The sequence below is a fragment of the Streptomyces zagrosensis genome, from assembly GCF_014203645.1.
Classification (GTDB): Bacteria; Actinomycetota; Actinomycetes; order Streptomycetales; family Streptomycetaceae; genus Streptomyces; species Streptomyces zagrosensis.
The window spans coordinates 199,942-215,266 of the sequence record NZ_JACHJL010000008.1 but is presented as its reverse complement, the minus strand read 5'-3'; the positions used below and the strand labels follow the sequence as shown (position 1 = coordinate 215,266).

The following is a 15,325-nucleotide window of genomic DNA, read 5'->3' as shown; positions in this document are numbered from 1 at the left end:
TAGCCCCTACTCTCAGCTAAAGCAAACTCTTCGCTTTAGCCGAGAAGGTGGCGCACCCCGTGCCACCCGGCAGCGCCCGCCGGACGAAGGGACACCCATGGACACCCCCGAACTCACCCCGCAGGAGGCCGCCCGCTGGGCACTTCGCGCCGGGCTCCCCCTGGCCGACGAGCGGCATGGCGCCGTGGCCGCCACCGCGCAGCACATCCACGCGGTGATCGGCACCCTGCGCGAACTGGACTTCGGCGAAACGCCGCCTGCGGCCGTCTACGCCGCACCGTGGGAGGCGACGCATGCAACCCTTTGAGCTGACCCTCACCGAAGCAGCCGCCGCCATCCGGACCAAGGAACTCTCACCGAGTGAGCTGACCCATTCCGTACTGGAGCGCATCACCGCCGTCGATGCGCGACTTGGGGCCTACGTCAGCGTGGTCGGCGACGCGGCGCGGCACGCAGCCGCGCAGGCGGAGCGCGAGATCGCAGCCGGCCGACACCGTGGCCCGCTCCACGGCGTCCCCTTCGGCTTGAAGGACCTCATCGACGTTGCTGGGCTACCGACCACGGCCAGCTCACGCGTCCGAGCCGACCACATGGCCGAGGCGGACAGCACGGTGGCGGCGCGGCTCTTCGAGGCCGGCGCGGTTCTCGTGGGCAAGACGCATACGCATGAGTTCGCCTACGGGCTGACGACCCCGCAATCGCGAAACGCCTGGGATCACGGTCGTGTCGCGGGTGGGTCCAGCGGTGGTTCGGCGGTCGCGGTGGCAGCGGGAGCGGCCACCTTCGCGCTGGGCACGGACACCGGAGGCTCCATCCGGGTCCCCGCGGCGCTCAACGGCCTCGTCGGGCTCAAGCCCACCTACGGTCTTCTTCCCCGGCACGGTGTGACTCCGCTGTCCTGGTCCCTGGACCACGTCGGCCCGCTCACCCGCACCGTCCAGGACGCCGCGCTCGTGCTCGCCGCGTTGACGGGCCATGACTCCCGGGACCCGGCCAGCCTGCGCACGGGCCCGGCCAGCGACGTCCTCCCGGCGGACGGGGGACTGCGGGGGCTGCGGGTCGGCGTGCCGGCCACCTACTACTTCGAGCGGGTCACCCCCGAGGTCGAGGCTGCGGTGCGTGGCGCCATCGAGCGGCTACGGGAGCTGGGTGCCGAGCTCGTCGAGGTGGACATCCCCATGGCGCGCTATGTCCTGGCCACCCACTGGGGGCTGATGGTTCCGGAGGCGAGCGCCTACCACGAGTGGACGATGCGATCGGTTCCCGGGCTGTACGGCTCGGACATCCGGGTCCTCCTGGAGGCCGGGGAACTGGTCACGGCGGGCGACTATCTGCGGGCCCAGCGCGCTCGTACCCTCATGCGCCAAGAATGGGCCCAGGTGCGCGAGCGCGTCGATGTGATCGCCGCGCCCACGGTGCCGATGACGGCCGCCATGGCGGGTCAAGAGAGCGTCGAGTGGCAAGACGGCACGGTGGAAGGCGTCTCGGACGCCTATGTCAGGCTCAGCGCTCCCGCGAACATCACCGGCATGCCGTCGCTGACGCTACCGGTCGGCCGCGACGGCGCGGGCCTGCCCATCGGCATGCAACTCATGGGCGCCCCGCTGGCCGAGGCCACCTTGCTGCGCGTCGGCCAGGCATACGAAGCGGCCTACGGTGCTCCCGCCGTACCGGCCGCGGTGCTGGCCTGAAGCCCTGATCAGATGGACGCGCACGCGCGGATCAGACGCAACTATGTCGCATTAAGGTGACGTCATGAGCCCCAAGCCGATGGCCCGCCCCGGCGGACGCAGCGCCCGCGTACAGGAGTCGGTGCACGCTGCCGTGCGGGAACTCGAAGCCGAGCAGGGCCGCGCGGCGCTGAGCGTCCCGGCGATCGCGGCCCGCGCGGGCGTCACGCCTTCGACCATCTACCGCCGCTGGGGTGACCTGCGCGAACTCCTCTCGGATGTGGCGGTCGAGCGGCTGCGCCCCGAAGAGCCGCCCGTTGACCACGGCAGTCTGCACGCGGACCTCACCACCTGGGCCCAGCAGTTCCTCGAAGAGATGGGCTCCCCATCGGGCCGGGCCTACATCCGCGACGCGCTCCTTGGCGATCCGGACGGCAGCAACGCCGGGCAGTGCTCGGTGTACGCCGCCGACCAGGTCGAGGCCATCTTGTCCCGCGCGCTGGGGCGCGCCGAGGCCATCCCCACCGTGGAAGTCGTCATGGACCACGTGGTGGCGCCGATGATGTACCGCATCCTGTTCCGCCCGGGCCTGTTGGGCGCCGACTACGCCGAGCACCTCGTGCACGCCGTACTCACCGCGCTCGACTCCCCGTCTTCGCGCCGTGGGCCGCAGTGAAGGCGGTGCGGCGCCCCACGGCGTGGTGACCTGAGGGAGCGAGCCGGGAGCGGGTGCGGGCCGGGAGCGAGAGCGAGCCGGGAGCGGGTGCGGGGCTGGAGACGCTGCGGGGCTGGAGCGGGTGCAGGGCTGGAGACGCTGCGTACGCCACTTCACAAGCCGTAGATCGTGCGCTGCCCTTACGCCAAGGTAGACTTTTTCGAGGGCCATCGCCGACGCTAGCGGAGCGGGACGGCCCCGCCAACGCGTCGGCCCCGATGAGGCCGGCGCCGGCTTCCACAGGGTTCCGGGCCATGATGCCCGGCCGGCAGCCAACGGAGCCTGCACCGCTCATCCGGAGCGGAGGGCTTCGGATGGCGCCATTCCTACCGGCAGGGCCCGTATCGAGGCCGTATCACCGGTGAGTCCGCACCCCGTACGGGGTTGAGTGCGACGCGTAGGCCTCCAGCGCACGGACGCGTGCGCCCGAACAGAAACGGTTGCATGCCTTCACCGCTGTCCGCAGTCCCCACCCTGCGCGCCCGTCTTTCCCAGCACACCGGCAGGCCCGACTGGCTCGCCTCGCCCAAGGTCTTCCGCACCGAGGTCCTTGCTGGTCTGGTGGTGGCCCTGGCCCTGATCCCCGAGGCCATCTCCTTTTCGATCATCGCCGATGTCGATCCGAGCGTCGGTCTCTTCGCGTCCTTCACCATGGCCGTCGTCATCTCCTTCGTCGGTGGGCGCAAGGCCATGATTTCCGCGGCCACCGGCGCGATAGCCCTGGTCATCGCCCCCCTCAACCGTGAGCACGGCCTCGGCTACCTGGTCGCCGCCGTCATTCTCGGCGGCATCATCCAAATCGTTTTGGGCGGCCTTGGCGTGGCCAAGCTGATGCGCTTCGTGCCGCGCAGCGTGATGGTCGGCTTCGTCAACGCCCTCGCTATTTTGATCTTCATGGCCCAGGTGCCGGAGATGCACGACGTTCCGTGGCCCGTCTATCCACTGATCGCTGGCGGACTGGCGCTCATGGTGTTCTTTCCGAAGGTCACCAAGACCGTCCCGGCCCCGCTGGTGTCCATCGTCATATTGACCGTCATCACCGTGGCCGCCGGCATCGCGGTACCCACGGTGGGGGACAAGGGCGAGCTGCCCTCCTCGCTGCCGGTGCCGGGCCTGCCGGATGTGCCGTTCACCCTGGACACGCTGACCACCATCGCCCCCTACGCCTTCGCCTTCGCACTGGTGGGGCTGATGGAGTCGCTCATGACCGCCAAGTTGGTGGACGACATCACCGACACCCGCTCGGGCAAGACCCGCGAGTCCATCGGCCAGGGCGTGGCCAACATCGTCACCGGCTTCTTCGGCGGCATGGGCGGCTGCGCCATGATCGGCCAGACCATGATCAACGTGAAGACCTCGGGCGCAAGGACTCGGCTGTCCACGTTTTTGGCCGGCTCTTTCCTGATGGTCTTGTGCATCGTCTTTGGGCCCGTGGTCTCCGATATCCCCATGGCGGCGCTGGTCGCGGTCATGGTCTTGGTCTCGGTCGCCACCTTCGACTGGCATTCCATCCAACCGAAGACCCTGAAGCGGATGCCGCTCGGCGAGACCCTCGTGATGGTCGTCACCGTTGGCTGCGTGGTGGCCACCCACAACCTCGCGATCGGGGTCATCGCGGGTTCCCTCACCGCCATGGCGATCTTCGCCAAGCGCGTGGCCCACCTGGCGCAGGTCTCCTCGGTGGTCGATCCACAGGGCCATCAGGTCGTCTACGCGGTCACCGGCGAACTGTTCTTCGCCTCCTCCAACGACCTCGTCTACCAGTTCGACTATGCGAACGATCCCGACGACGTGGTCATCGACCTGACCGACGCGCACATCTGGGACGCCTCGTCGGTGGCCGCCCTGGACGCGATAGAGAACAAGTACGAGCAGCGCGGCAAGAAGGTCACCATCGTCGGCCTCAACGAGCCCAGCGCCGAGATGCACGGCAAGCTGGCCGGACGACTCACCTCGGGCCACTGAGACCCGAGTCCCGGACAAGCCGCCCGCAGCCCGCCCCGGCTCGCTCGACGAGAGCCCGGGCTCAAAATTCCATCCGGTAGAAGACGGCGAGGTTCTTCATGCCCGTGAAGACCTTGGACACCTTGGCCGTCAGCCGAAAGCTCGTGGGCAGCTTGTCGTTGTGGAGCTCGAAGGCGCTCATGGACGCTACGCACCGCAGCCGGGAGTCGATCGCCTCCAACTCCGCGCAGCTGTCAAAGCCCCAGTACACCTTCGCCTTGGCGGCCTGCACCGCCTTGTTCAGCTTCTGGAGTTGTACGCCGCGCCTGCTCAGGCCGTCGAAGACGAGCTGACCACTGGGGAAGTGGTCCAGGATGCGACGTACCAACTCCTTGCCCTCGTCCTCCTTGAGGTACATGAACAGGCCCTCGGCGACCACGAGTACCGGCAGGTCGCCCTTGATTTCGGCGAGCCACATCGGGTCGGTCACCGACGAGCCGATGGCCTCACAACCCTGGCGGTCCGGGAAGAGTTGCCGGCGCAGGTCGATGACCTCGGGATAGTCCACGTCGAACCACTGGACCGAAGGGCCCGGGTCGATGCGGAACGCTCGGGTGTCGAGGCCGCAGCCCAGGTGCAGCACGACCGATTCGGGGTGCGCTGCAAGGAACTCGCGCACCCAGTCGTCGAGGTGCTGGGCCCGCAGCGCGATCGAGGTATCGTCTCCGCGCCGCAGGCCCACCAGGGAGAAGTCGAACTCAAGCTGCTGAACGGCCTCGTAGGCCATGGTGTCGTGCAGGATCGAGTCGGGCGACTGGGAGTCGAGCGCCCTGCCGTACAAGGTGGGGAGGAGTGTGGCTTTCTCGCCCTTGAGGTTGATTTTCGTCATGTATGCAACGCTACGCCCGGTTGGCTCCACTCTGTGCGACTCGCGCCAGCGGCACCCGTGCGAGTGAGACCCGGCCACGGAGCTGACCGGGCCGCACGTCGGCGGTAGAGCGACACGCTTTGGGCAGGGCAGGGCAGGGCAGGGCAGGGCAGGGCAGGGCAGCGGAACGCTGGCGCGCGAGATGACCTGTTCGTTGTGCGTGCCGGTCGTCAGTGCGGCAGCGTCGGCCGCGGTGGGCGCGGTGCGGTGCTCGGCCCGCGCCATGGCTTGCTGGCGCGCTCCGCCGGGGCGAAGTTGGCGCCGGTCAGCGTGGAGCCCACCACCGGAATGCTGATCTTGCTGCCGGGTAGGTCCACCGTCGCCTTCGCGCCGGTGGCGGTCTCGAAGTACAAATACTCGGCGGGGGTGCCGGCGAGCACGAGGCCGATCCGGTGGCCGGGCTTGATCTCGTAGTCGTTGGGCAGCGTCTGCCAGCGGATTTGGTAGCTCTGGCCCGGCGTCAGCGGGCGGGGATGGCTCAGCGACGTGTGGTTTTGTGCGTCCATCGAGCCGCGGGCGATGACATGGACGGCATTGCGCGCCGTCACATTGACGACCTTGCGGTAACAGGCATCGTCTTCGGCGGTGCTTTCGCCGTGGCAGCTCTCTTCGGCAACGAGCTGGACGCCGTCGTGCAGGTCGTTTTGTGGCTCGTTGCGGGTGACGTCGATCCGCTCGTCCTCGCCGTAATCCACCAGCATCGCCGTCAGATTGGACGTCGGCTTGTCCAGCGTGAGCTTGATGTCCACCGCCGGAGTCCCGGAGAGCCGGGCGGCGCTGGTCAACGGCTGGCTGACGTAGGCGAGTCGGCCGGGCTTGGTGGTCGTCGGGTCGGTGATCAGGTCCGCCTCGCTGACCTTGAGGTCAGTGAATGACTGCGCACCGCTGGGCGCGGGGCGGAGCCCGAGCGAGCCGTTGGCGCCCGGGTACAGCGGCACCGACGACGTGCGGGCGGGCCAGTCGGACTGGGTGGTCCACCGGGTGGGCCCGGTTTGTAGATCGACCCGGGGCTCGTCCATGATCCCGTTCTTGACCCCGTGCAGCCAATAGTCCAACCACTGGTGCAGGGTGTCCTGCCACAGGTCGCGGCGGCCAGGGAAGTCAAAGGCGTCGGTGTGCCCGTACTGGCCAAGCCACAACTTGCGCGGCACGCCCTGCTGCTTCAGCCCGTCCCACCACCGGCTGAACTGGTTGGGCCGCACGTTTTGGTCGTTCAAGGTGTGCACCGCCAGCACGCTCGCCGTGACGTGGCCGATCTCGGGTGCGGGCTTGGCGACGTAGTTCCGTTCGTGCCAGTACGCGTTGTAGTTGCCGGTCGCATCGTCCTCACCGGCCGCCAGATCTTCGCGCACCGCCTGGCACTTCGCGTCCGGATCGGTGTCCAACGCGGTGGAGAGGTACTGGCTGAAACCCTCCCAGTGCTTCGCACCGTTGGAGCGGGTGATGTCGTACCAGGAACTGACGGCCGAGATCGGCACGATCGTCTCCAGGCCGTCCACGCCGGTGCCGGCGACGGCGTTGGCCAGCGTCCCGTCGAACGACTTCCCGATCATCCCGGACTTGCCGGTTGACCAGTCGGCCTTCGCCTCGCTGCCATCGGCGCGGTAGCCCTTCACACGGCCGTTCAGCCAGTCAACGGCCGCCTTGCTCGCCGCGACATCGCTGTCACCTCCCACGGTGAAGCAGCCGTCCGACGTGGCCGTGCCCGTGGTGTCCACCTGGACGATCGCATAGCCGCGCGGCACGAAGTAGTTGTCGTAGTGCATCGGGAACGTGACGGGGTTGCCGGCGGCGTCCCAGGACTTCTTCTCCGCCTCAAAGCCGCGGCCCACGGTGTCGTTGTACGGGCTCGACTCGATGATTGACGGGACCTTGAGGCCCTGATCGGTTTCCTTGGGCCGGATGACGTCCACGCCGGCGCGGTCGAGCTTTCCATCGCGGTCGCTATCGACGGTGAGTTGCACCATGATGTGTTCGCGAATGGCGTCCCGGTAGGAGAACGCCGCTTGCGTACGGCCATCCTCGACCTTGATCGAGGGCTTGTCGGACGCACCGGTCCCATCGGCGAGTGCCGGGCCGATGGCGAGGGCGGCGAGGGACGTCGTCACCGCTGTCGCGGTGACCATGCCCCGGCGCCATCGTGAGCTGAGCACACGGGCCTCCTTGCTGCAACGCTGCAACGCTGCGACTTCACGTCGGCGCGTGCGCGCTTGAGAGAGATCGTCCACTGTCGATGGGGGATCGTCTCCCGGGTCGCTGGTGTGCGGCTAAAACCCCTGGTGTTAGGGAATTGCGCCAGCGTGCGGAGGCGTGCGGGTGGCGGTCGGCAGCGGTGTCTTATGGCGCCGCCGGCCCGGCATCCGGCGGCCCCGACAGTGGACCTGCGGGCTTCGGGCGCCGCCCGAGCAGCGGCGCGAACTCGCGCAATGCATCGGCCACGATGGCCTCCAGTCGCGCATGGTGGGCACCAGGCCAGTACACCCGCTGGCACGCCGTGCACTGGGCGAAGACGTCGTAGGTGCTGCGCGTCCCCTGCTCAAGGCGCTCGCCCACGGACTCCTTGGCCGCCTCGACCAGGAGCCCGTTGCATGCGCTGCATCGAGTCCATGGCGCGAGCTGCGGTGCGAACCTGCTGAGCACGTCCCGGAGTTGTTCGTCGGGGCGGTCGCTGTATACGTACGCCCCCGCCCATAGCTCTCGCCGCCGCAGGAGGCCGCGGTCACGGGTGAGCAGAACTCGGCGATCGGCCGCCGACAGCGTGGCAAGTGCCGCGTCGCCGATGTCCTGGTTCTCGTAGGCGGCGTCGATCCCCAGCAGCCGCATCCGGCGCGCGAGGGTGCCCAGATGGACATCGAGAAGGAACCGCAGCGGCGCGCCCGGCACCGACTGGGGCCGTTGTACGCCGCGTACTTCCACGCACTCGCCTGCTCTTGGCACCCGCGAGACGGGCTCTGGGCGGCCATCGACCAGCAGTTCGCCGGCCTCGGTCAGTGGCACGCCGACGGACTCCACCACGTGGCCGAGTGAGGATGCCCCATCGGTGGTGACAGGGAAGGGCCCGTCTCTGCGGTCGGGGGCGACGAAGTGGCGTAGTTCGGGGGCGATCGTGAGCTGGATGCGTGGTCGTGCGTTCACGGAGGTCAGCATGCCACCGGGTCCCTTACGCCATCGACATCGCACAGCCAGCCGACCCAGCGTCACCAACTCAGCGCCACCAGCCCAGCACCATCGACTCTGCGCCACCGACATCGCGCAAGGCTTCAACTCGGCGCAGGAGTTCGGCAGGTTGCGGCCGTGCCCGGAGGATGCGCGAGCGTCCGCTGTAGCTCCTACCTTGTTTCTTGAATGAACGGTCAAGATCGAGTAAGGTCTGACCCCATGGGTAGGACCAAGGAATTTGACCCGGACGCCGCGCTGCGAGCGGCCATGGATCTGTTTTGGCGCAAGGGGTACGAGGCCACCTCCATGCAGGACTTGGTGGAGCACCTCGGCCTCGGCCGGGGCAGCATCTACGGCACCTTCGGCGGCAAGCGCGAGCTCTACCTCAAGGCCATGGACCGTTATGGCGAGGACGCCAGGGAAGCCATCGTCGGCCGACTGTCCGGGGCCGGCTCCGGGCTCGCAGCAGTACGCGACATGGTCCGCTACTACGCGGAAAGTGCCCTAAAGGACGCCGACCACAAGGGCTGCCTGATGACCAACACCGCGGTCGAACTGCCCGCGGACCAGGGGGCGAGCCGGCGGGTGGCCGCCTCCCTGGAAACCTTGGAGACCGCCATCATGGGAGCGCTCGTACGGGCCAGGGCAGAGGGGGAGTTGGCTCAGGACAAGGACCCGGCCTCGCTCGCCAGGTTCCTGGTGACGCTGCTCCAGGGCATCCGCGTAGTGGGCAAGACCCCGGTACGGCAGCGCTTCCTCGATGACACCGTGGAGCGGGCGCTGACCCTCCTCGACTGAGCGTACGGCCGGTCCCTGGGGTCAGGTGAAACACCTTCGTGCTGCCCCGGGTAGCGCTCCTTTCCTCCTTTCTCTCCTGCTCTCTTTCCTCCTCCGTCTTCCCGCTCTGCCCTGTCTCCTCTCGCATCCTGTGCGCACTGTCGCCCGTGTACCTGCCCGTTTACTTGACCGAACATTCAAGAAAAAGGATGACGTGATGACCGCACCGCGCCCCGTACCCACCGATGCCGAGTTGGCCGCCTCCCTTGAGGGCGACTTCGTCAGCGCGTACGCCGATGTCAACGGCGTACGGCTGCACCATGTGACCGGCGGCAGTGGCGCGCCGCTGATCTTGCTGGGTGGCTGGCCGCAGACGTGGTGGCAGTTCCGTAAGGTGCTGCCCGCGCTGGCGCGTACCTTCCGGGTGACCGCCGTCGATCTCCGTGGCATGGGCGGCTCGGACAAGCCCGAGTCCGGCTATGACAAGCGCACCATGGCGCGGGACATCCACGAACTGATCCGGCACCTGGGCCACGATGCGGCGTTCGTCGCCGGGCATGACATTGGCGCCTCGCTCGGCTACCACCTGGCCGCCAATCATCCGGAGTCCGTACGTCGCCTGGTCACCATCGATCTGGGAGTGCCCGACGCTTCCTGGCTGGAGATCGGCATGCTGCCCGGCTCCGACGAGCAGGCGGCGGCCCTCGCGCACGGCAGCGGCGGATATCCGTGGTGGTTCGCGTTCAACCAGGTGCGTGGCCTCCCCGAGGAACTGCTGGTCGGGCGCTTCCGGCCGGTGATCGATTGGCTGTACGGGCACATGCTGCTCGACCAGGACTCCGTGGAGGAGGACGCGCGGCGCATCTACGCACACGCCTACGACACCCGTGACGCCATCCGTGCGGGCAACGGCTGGTACCAGACGATGCGGCAGGACATCACCGACCTGGCCAGCTATGACCCGGTGACGCTTCCTGTGCTGACGCTGGCGGGCGAGACCAGCTATCCCGCGCTGCGCGCGCAGATGGGTGCCGACAAGGGCACCGACATTCGCGTCGTCGAGGTCAAGGGGAGCGGCCACTACGTACCGGAGGAGCAGCCGCAAATAGTGGTGCGCGAACTGGCGGCGTTCTTCGCGGCGGACTCCACACCGGCTGGGGGTCGATAGTCGCCCCATCCCGGTAGGGAGCCGTATCGAGCGCCGGCTCCCTACCGATACCCCTGGTGAAAGGCCAGGGCGGGGGTTGGCGGCGGATCGGTTCGGCGATTGGCGGACGAGGAATATGGGGGGACGAGGCAACCTGGCGGGCCTTCCTCGCGTGTTCTCAGATGGGGATGTGACGAGGGTCGCGAGCAGCCATGGGCGCGGCGCGCGGCGGTGAATCTCCCGCCTCGGGCATCGAGACCCCCATCGAGCGGCCAGGAAAGATCAATTAGAAACGGACCATTCGGACTTCTCGCACGTTGTGGTGTAGCTCACGGGCGGCCCTTGTTGATCTGTAACGCGCCGTGTTCGGGTGATCCTCGTTTTTCGTCAAGCCCCCGCCAGACGGGGGAACTCGTCTTGCCGAAGGCTGCGGCGTCATCGCCGTGGGGGATAGATCCCATGCATAGCGTTATCTCGCATCGCGAGCTATCGCCTTAATCGATCTTTGCCGGGCGACTCAGGCTTGTCGTCCGGGAAATGAATGTGTTTTGTTTGCGCTCCCGCTGAAACGAAGGCGGGTATCCGCAGCCGGAATGCCGAATCTTGCCGCTGGCTGCGGAGAAACCCCACAGTCATGACGGCAAGAGCGGGGGAACCAGGTAAGTGCCGCACCGTGCGTCAGCGCGGTCGGCTTGGGGTGAAGACGTGTTGCGGCGTACGCCGCTGAAAACACGTCCGGGCAACTCCAGCCCGAATCCGACAGCTCACCTCGTAGGCATAGGAGAGGGATACCCCTATGTCTCACAGTGCACGCCACAGCCGCCTCAGTCCCCGTCGTCTCGCGCGCATTTCCATCGCGCTGACGGCTGGCGGCGCAGGCCTCGCCATTCCTTTCCTGGGCGCCACCCAGGCCAACGCCGCTTCGGTGGATGTTTGGGAGAAGGTCGCCCAGTGCGAGAGCACCGGTAACTGGAGCATCAACAACGGCAATGGCTTCTATGGCGGCCTCCAGTTCACCGACAGCACCTGGCGCGCGTTCGGCGGCACGACCTACGCGCCGCGCGCCGACCTGGCCACCAAGGACCAGCAGATCGCCATCGCCGAGAAGGTCCTGAAGGTGCAGGGCCCGGGTGCCTGGCCGGTGTGCTCCGTCAAGGCGGGCCTGACCTCCGGTGGCCCGGCTCCGCAGATCGCGCCCGACGGTGCCCGCGAGCAGCAGGCGAACACCACCCGTAACTCCCGCCCCGCGCCGCAGGCCGCCCCCAAGGCCGCCCCCAAGGCCACCCCCAAGGCCGCCCCCAAGATTGAGAGCAAGGCTGCTCCCAAGGTTGAGAGCAAGCCCGCTCCGCGTGCCGAGAGCTCCACGGCGTCCACCTCGTACACCGTGCGCTCCGGCGACACACTGTTCAAGATCGCCCAGGCGCATGACGTCAGCGGTGGCTGGCGTGCCGTCTACGACCGCAACCAGGACGTCGTCGGCGGCAACCCGAACCTGATCTTCCCGAACCAGCACCTCAAGCTGTCCGGTGGCGGCTCCGCACCGGCTCCGCAGCAGAAGGCCGCCCCGAAGGCCGCCCCGAAGGCTGCGCAGCCGACGGCCCCCAAGCAGCAGTCGGCCCCGAAGCCGCAGACCCTGCCCGCGCCGGTGAAGCAGAAGGCCGAGGCCCCCTCGGCGACCGGCTTCACCGCACCTGTGGCCAACACCGCCATGGGCACCCCCTACCACCAGGCGGGCGGTAGCTGGTCCAGCGGCTACCACACCGGCGTTGACTTCCCGGTCGCCACCGGCACCCCCATCAAGGCCATCGGCGCCGGCCAGGTCGTCTCCGCAGGCTGGGGCGGCTCGTACGGCAACCAGGTCGTCATCCGCCACGCGGACGGCCACTACAGCCAGTACGCACACCTGTCGCAGCTCTCTATCTCGGCGGGCCAGTCGGTCACCGCCGGCCAGCAGATCGGTCTGTCCGGCACCACGGGCAACAGCAGCGGCCCGCACCTGCACTTCGAGGTGCGCACCGGCCCGGGCTACGGCTCGGACGTTGACCCGGTCGCGTACCTGCGTGCCAAGGGCGCCAGCCTCTAAGGAAGCGCCCGGCTGCTGACTGTCGCCGCTGATCAGTTACTGATTGACGGCTGCCGCACAGCGAGCCCGCACCACCCGTATGTGCCCCTCCACGCTCGCGCGGAGGGGCACATCGGCGTTTCGATGCGGTGCCTGGCACCGGGACGCATTTCGGGCGCCGAAGAGGGCGCTCGGTAGAGTTCCCCCTTATGGGGTTGTGGAACGGGGAGAAACCCGCGAAGCCGGGCGGTGCCGGTCCCAAACACGATGACAGGGTCCCCACACGGAGCGTTGGTATTCCTGTGCGGAGCGTCAGTGGCCCGATGGGTGGCGGTGATCCGCCGCGCGCTGATGACGGCCCACACCCGCAGAGCGGCGCGGCAGCGCAGGCGCGGCCGCAGGAGCAGCCGCCGCCGTGGCAGGCGCCCAGCGCCATCGAGCAGGAACTGTATGAGGCCAAGACGCACGGCGACTGGACCCGCTACTTCGCGGTGCTGGCCCGCAGCGACCTGTTCGTCGCCGACTCGCGGGCACGCGTGGACGCCCATCCCGACACCGTGGTCTTCACGCCCTACCACGATGCGCGTACCCGCACGGACTGCCTCGCCGTATACACCGAGGGCATGCTCCCCGCGCCGGTCGAAGATCCGGTCTATCACTCCGGCTCGCTGAGCTGGTACGCGCGGGTCTGGGGCGCGAAGGACCCGCCGTGGCTCGCGGTCAATCCAGGCAGCCCGTGCGAGGCGTACTTCTCGACCACGCCGGGCCACCGCGCACTGTGGCAGCAACACGTGGAACGCGTCGCCGACGCCGTCCAGCCGCACCGCGCACTGCGCACCCTGTTCGTCGGGGGACCGCTGCATGGCCCGGTGGCCCACGGACTCGCCTGCGGGGCGCTGCTGTTCGTCAACAACGGCGAGTTGTGGAACGCGTTGGCGTACCACGGCGGCGGCTACACGGCCGAACGAGACCGACTCAAGGAGTGGTGGGGCGTCGCCTCCCGCCAGGACTGGCAGCGCACCCAAGAACTCCTGCTCTGTGCCGAAATGATTAGCCCGGTGTGGGAGTTCACGCTCGGCATCCGCCGCTCGCTCGCACTTGACTTCGCGGGTGCCGTCGCCGTGGACCACTGGCGGCAGGTGGCGGAGCGGGCGCTGTGGCAGCACGCCGCCGAGGTGGCCGAGCCCCACCTCACTCCCGATGGCGTGACGATGGCCCAGCCCCGCAGCGATGCCGAGGTGCGCTCCCAGGTCGCCGGGGTCGGGCGGCTGATCGGCCGCATCACCCGCTACGAAGCCAGGTTCCGCGCGGACGGGCTGCTCGCCGCCGGCAAATTCGTCCGGTCCGTCGAGGCCTGGGACTACGGGCGCGCGTCCGGCATGGCCCGTTGGGGTCTCGGCGCCCGCTACTGCACCGTCCAGGAGACCGAGCAGGCGGTGCTGCGCGCGGGCCGCCGCTGCCAGGCCAACTACCGTTCCTGGGAGGACTTCTCCGCCGCGTACATCTTGGGGCGTTGCCTGCACTTCGACGAGGAGGAGTTCGGGGAGTGGTACGAGGACATGGTCATCGCGCACCGGCTCCTGATGTCCGACCCGGGCAGCCCATGGTTGAACGTCCCCTGGAAGTGAGGGTTCGCCCGGCGGGTGGCGCTTCCGGGGTGCGGTAAACGGAAGTGACAGGTTGGGCCTCCCGCGCTGGTGGCGCTGGTGGCCCTGGTGGCGCTGCTGGTCCCGGTGGCTAGGGCGTGTTCGATGGGTCGTTGACGAACACGCCCTTCACGGGGGTCAGCCGGTGACGTACTGCTCGGAGTATTGCGCGGTGGGGGCGATGGGCGTGATGACGTCTATCAGTACGCCGTTGGGGTCGGCCACGATGAAGTGTCGTTGCCCGAAGTCCTCGCTGCGCAGTTCACGGATGGGGTGCAGTCCTTCGTTGGCGACGAGCCGTTCCCACTCCGCGTCCACGTCCTCCACTTCGAAGTTGAGCAGCAGGCCCTGTGCGGGGACCCGGTTGCCCGGTGGATTCGTCGGGTGGGTGTGGTCGAGGAGGGCGAGCTCGTAACCGGGGGCTTCCGGCCGCCGCAGGCTGACGTACCAGTCGGCCTCGAACGTCGTCTCGAAGCCCAGCAGCCGGGTGTAGAAGTCGCGGGACTCTCGTAGCTTCGCTGTGTTGATCACGGGATAGAAGCCGGTCAGTTTCATACCTGAATCCCTTTCGCGTACCATTGGTATGCGAGTGACGTTATTCGCATACTGTCGGTATGTCAATGAGGAGTGCGATGCAGCAGCACGGCATCCGGGCGCAGCAGCGGGAGCAGACCAGGCAGTCGCTGCTGCGGGAAGGCAGGCGCCTGTTTTCTGGCCGCGGCTATGGCGCTGTGAGTCTGGCGGAGATCGTCCAGGCAGCCGGGGTGACCAAGGGCGCGCTCTACCACCACTTCACCGGTAAGACGGACCTCTTCCGGGCCGTCTTGGAGGAGTTGCAGCAGGAAGTGGGCCAACGCGTGGCTGCCGCCGCCGACACCCATGACGATCCCTGGACCCAGTTGACCGCCGGCTGCCAGGAGTTCCTCACCGCGACCACTGATCCGGACATTCAGCGGGTCATGCTCGTCGACGGGCCCGCCGTGCTGGGATGGAGTCAATGGCGGGCGATGGACGAGGCAGCCTCGGCCCGCCATCTCGCCGACGCGTTGTCCTTCCTCATGGACGAGGGGATCGTCGCCCCGCAGCCGGTCGCACCGCTGGTCCACCTACTGTCGGGGGCGATGAACGAGGCGGCCCTTTGGCTGGCGTCCTCCTCCGACCCCGAAGACCTCAACCACACCAAAGCCGCGCTGGGACAACTGCTGCAGGCACTGCGCATCGGCTAACTCGACGGCCGCTTTCTTAGCGAAACGTTAGATCTCGTCGCCGCGCCTTGT

At 68.1% G+C, this 15,325-nt stretch carries 13 protein-coding genes and 1 riboswitch; of the genes, 9 read left to right on the top strand and 4 right to left on the bottom strand.

What is annotated here, in order from left to right:
* Positions 1-97: 97 nt before the first annotated feature.
* The 4 genes from FHS42_RS17385 to FHS42_RS17370 all read left to right on the top strand — a co-directional run bounded on the left by FHS42_RS17385 (position 98) and on the right by FHS42_RS17370 (position 4,350).
* Positions 98-307, top strand: coding sequence for a hypothetical protein (locus FHS42_RS17385; protein ID WP_184573136.1), 210 nt, complete (start codon positions 98-100; stop codon positions 305-307).
* Positions 294-1,691 carry an amidase gene (locus FHS42_RS17380; RefSeq protein ID WP_184573135.1) on the top strand — a complete coding sequence of 466 codons (1,398 nt, stop codon included), beginning with the start codon at positions 294-296 and terminating at the stop codon, positions 1,689-1,691. Before FHS42_RS17385 ends, FHS42_RS17380 begins: the two co-directional genes overlap by 14 nt.
* A gap of 64 nt (positions 1,692-1,755) precedes the next feature.
* Positions 1,756-2,346 carry a TetR/AcrR family transcriptional regulator gene (locus FHS42_RS17375; protein ID WP_184573134.1) on the top strand — a complete coding sequence of 197 codons (591 nt, stop codon included), beginning with the start codon at positions 1,756-1,758 and terminating at the stop codon, positions 2,344-2,346.
* Positions 2,347-2,829: 483 nt separating this feature from the next.
* On the top strand, positions 2,830-4,350 hold the full coding sequence (locus FHS42_RS17370) for a SulP family inorganic anion transporter (RefSeq protein ID WP_184573133.1): 1,521 nt from the start codon (positions 2,830-2,832) through the stop codon (positions 4,348-4,350).
* Positions 4,351-4,411: 61 nt separating this feature from the next.
* Here the strand turns inward: FHS42_RS17370 and FHS42_RS17365 are convergent, their stop codons facing one another.
* The 3 genes from FHS42_RS17365 to FHS42_RS17355 form a co-directional block, all read right to left on the bottom strand.
* Complete coding sequence (locus FHS42_RS17365) at positions 4,412-5,218, bottom strand: class I SAM-dependent methyltransferase (protein WP_184573132.1); 807 nt, start codon at positions 5,216-5,218, stop codon at positions 4,412-4,414.
* A 209-nt stretch (positions 5,219-5,427) separates the two neighbouring features.
* The gene (locus tag FHS42_RS17360; RefSeq protein WP_184573131.1) at positions 5,428-7,410 is read right to left on the bottom strand and encodes a CocE/NonD family hydrolase; all 1,983 of its coding nucleotides are present in this window, start codon (positions 7,408-7,410) and stop codon (positions 5,428-5,430) included.
* Between the two features lie 184 nt (positions 7,411-7,594).
* Positions 7,595-8,392, bottom strand: coding sequence for a Mut7-C RNAse domain-containing protein (locus FHS42_RS17355; RefSeq protein ID WP_184573130.1), 798 nt, complete (start codon positions 8,390-8,392; stop codon positions 7,595-7,597).
* A gap of 243 nt (positions 8,393-8,635) precedes the next feature.
* Here FHS42_RS17355 and FHS42_RS17350 point away from each other — a divergent pair, with 243 nt between their 5' ends.
* The 4 genes from FHS42_RS17350 (at position 8,636) to FHS42_RS17335 (ending at position 14,030) form a co-directional block, all read left to right on the top strand.
* A complete protein-coding gene (locus FHS42_RS17350) occupies positions 8,636-9,214 on the top strand; it encodes a TetR/AcrR family transcriptional regulator (RefSeq protein ID WP_184573129.1) in 579 nt (192 codons plus the stop codon).
* 196 nt (positions 9,215-9,410) lie between these two features.
* Positions 9,411-10,361: an alpha/beta fold hydrolase gene (locus FHS42_RS17345; RefSeq protein ID WP_184573128.1), complete on the top strand. Its 951-nt coding sequence runs from the start codon at positions 9,411-9,413 to the stop codon at positions 10,359-10,361.
* A gap of 563 nt (positions 10,362-10,924) precedes the next feature.
* Positions 10,925-11,133, top strand: a riboswitch (cyclic di-AMP (ydaO/yuaA leader).
* A 3-nt stretch (positions 11,134-11,136) separates the two neighbouring features.
* Complete coding sequence (locus tag FHS42_RS17340) at positions 11,137-12,423, top strand: transglycosylase family protein (protein WP_184573127.1); 1,287 nt, start codon at positions 11,137-11,139, stop codon at positions 12,421-12,423.
* A 302-nt stretch (positions 12,424-12,725) separates the two neighbouring features.
* The gene (locus FHS42_RS17335) at positions 12,726-14,030 is read left to right on the top strand and encodes a DUF1266 domain-containing protein (protein WP_184573126.1); all 1,305 of its coding nucleotides are present in this window, start codon (positions 12,726-12,728) and stop codon (positions 14,028-14,030) included.
* A gap of 156 nt (positions 14,031-14,186) precedes the next feature.
* Here the strand turns inward: FHS42_RS17335 and FHS42_RS17330 are convergent, their stop codons facing one another.
* Positions 14,187-14,603 carry a VOC family protein gene (locus FHS42_RS17330; RefSeq protein WP_184573125.1) on the bottom strand — a complete coding sequence of 139 codons (417 nt, stop codon included), beginning with the start codon at positions 14,601-14,603 and terminating at the stop codon, positions 14,187-14,189.
* A gap of 59 nt (positions 14,604-14,662) precedes the next feature.
* On the opposite strand from FHS42_RS17330, the gene FHS42_RS17325 reads away from it, so the two are divergent.
* The gene (locus tag FHS42_RS17325) at positions 14,663-15,274 is read left to right on the top strand and encodes a TetR/AcrR family transcriptional regulator (protein WP_376772614.1); all 612 of its coding nucleotides are present in this window, start codon (positions 14,663-14,665) and stop codon (positions 15,272-15,274) included.
* Positions 15,275-15,325: the final 51 nt, after the last annotated feature.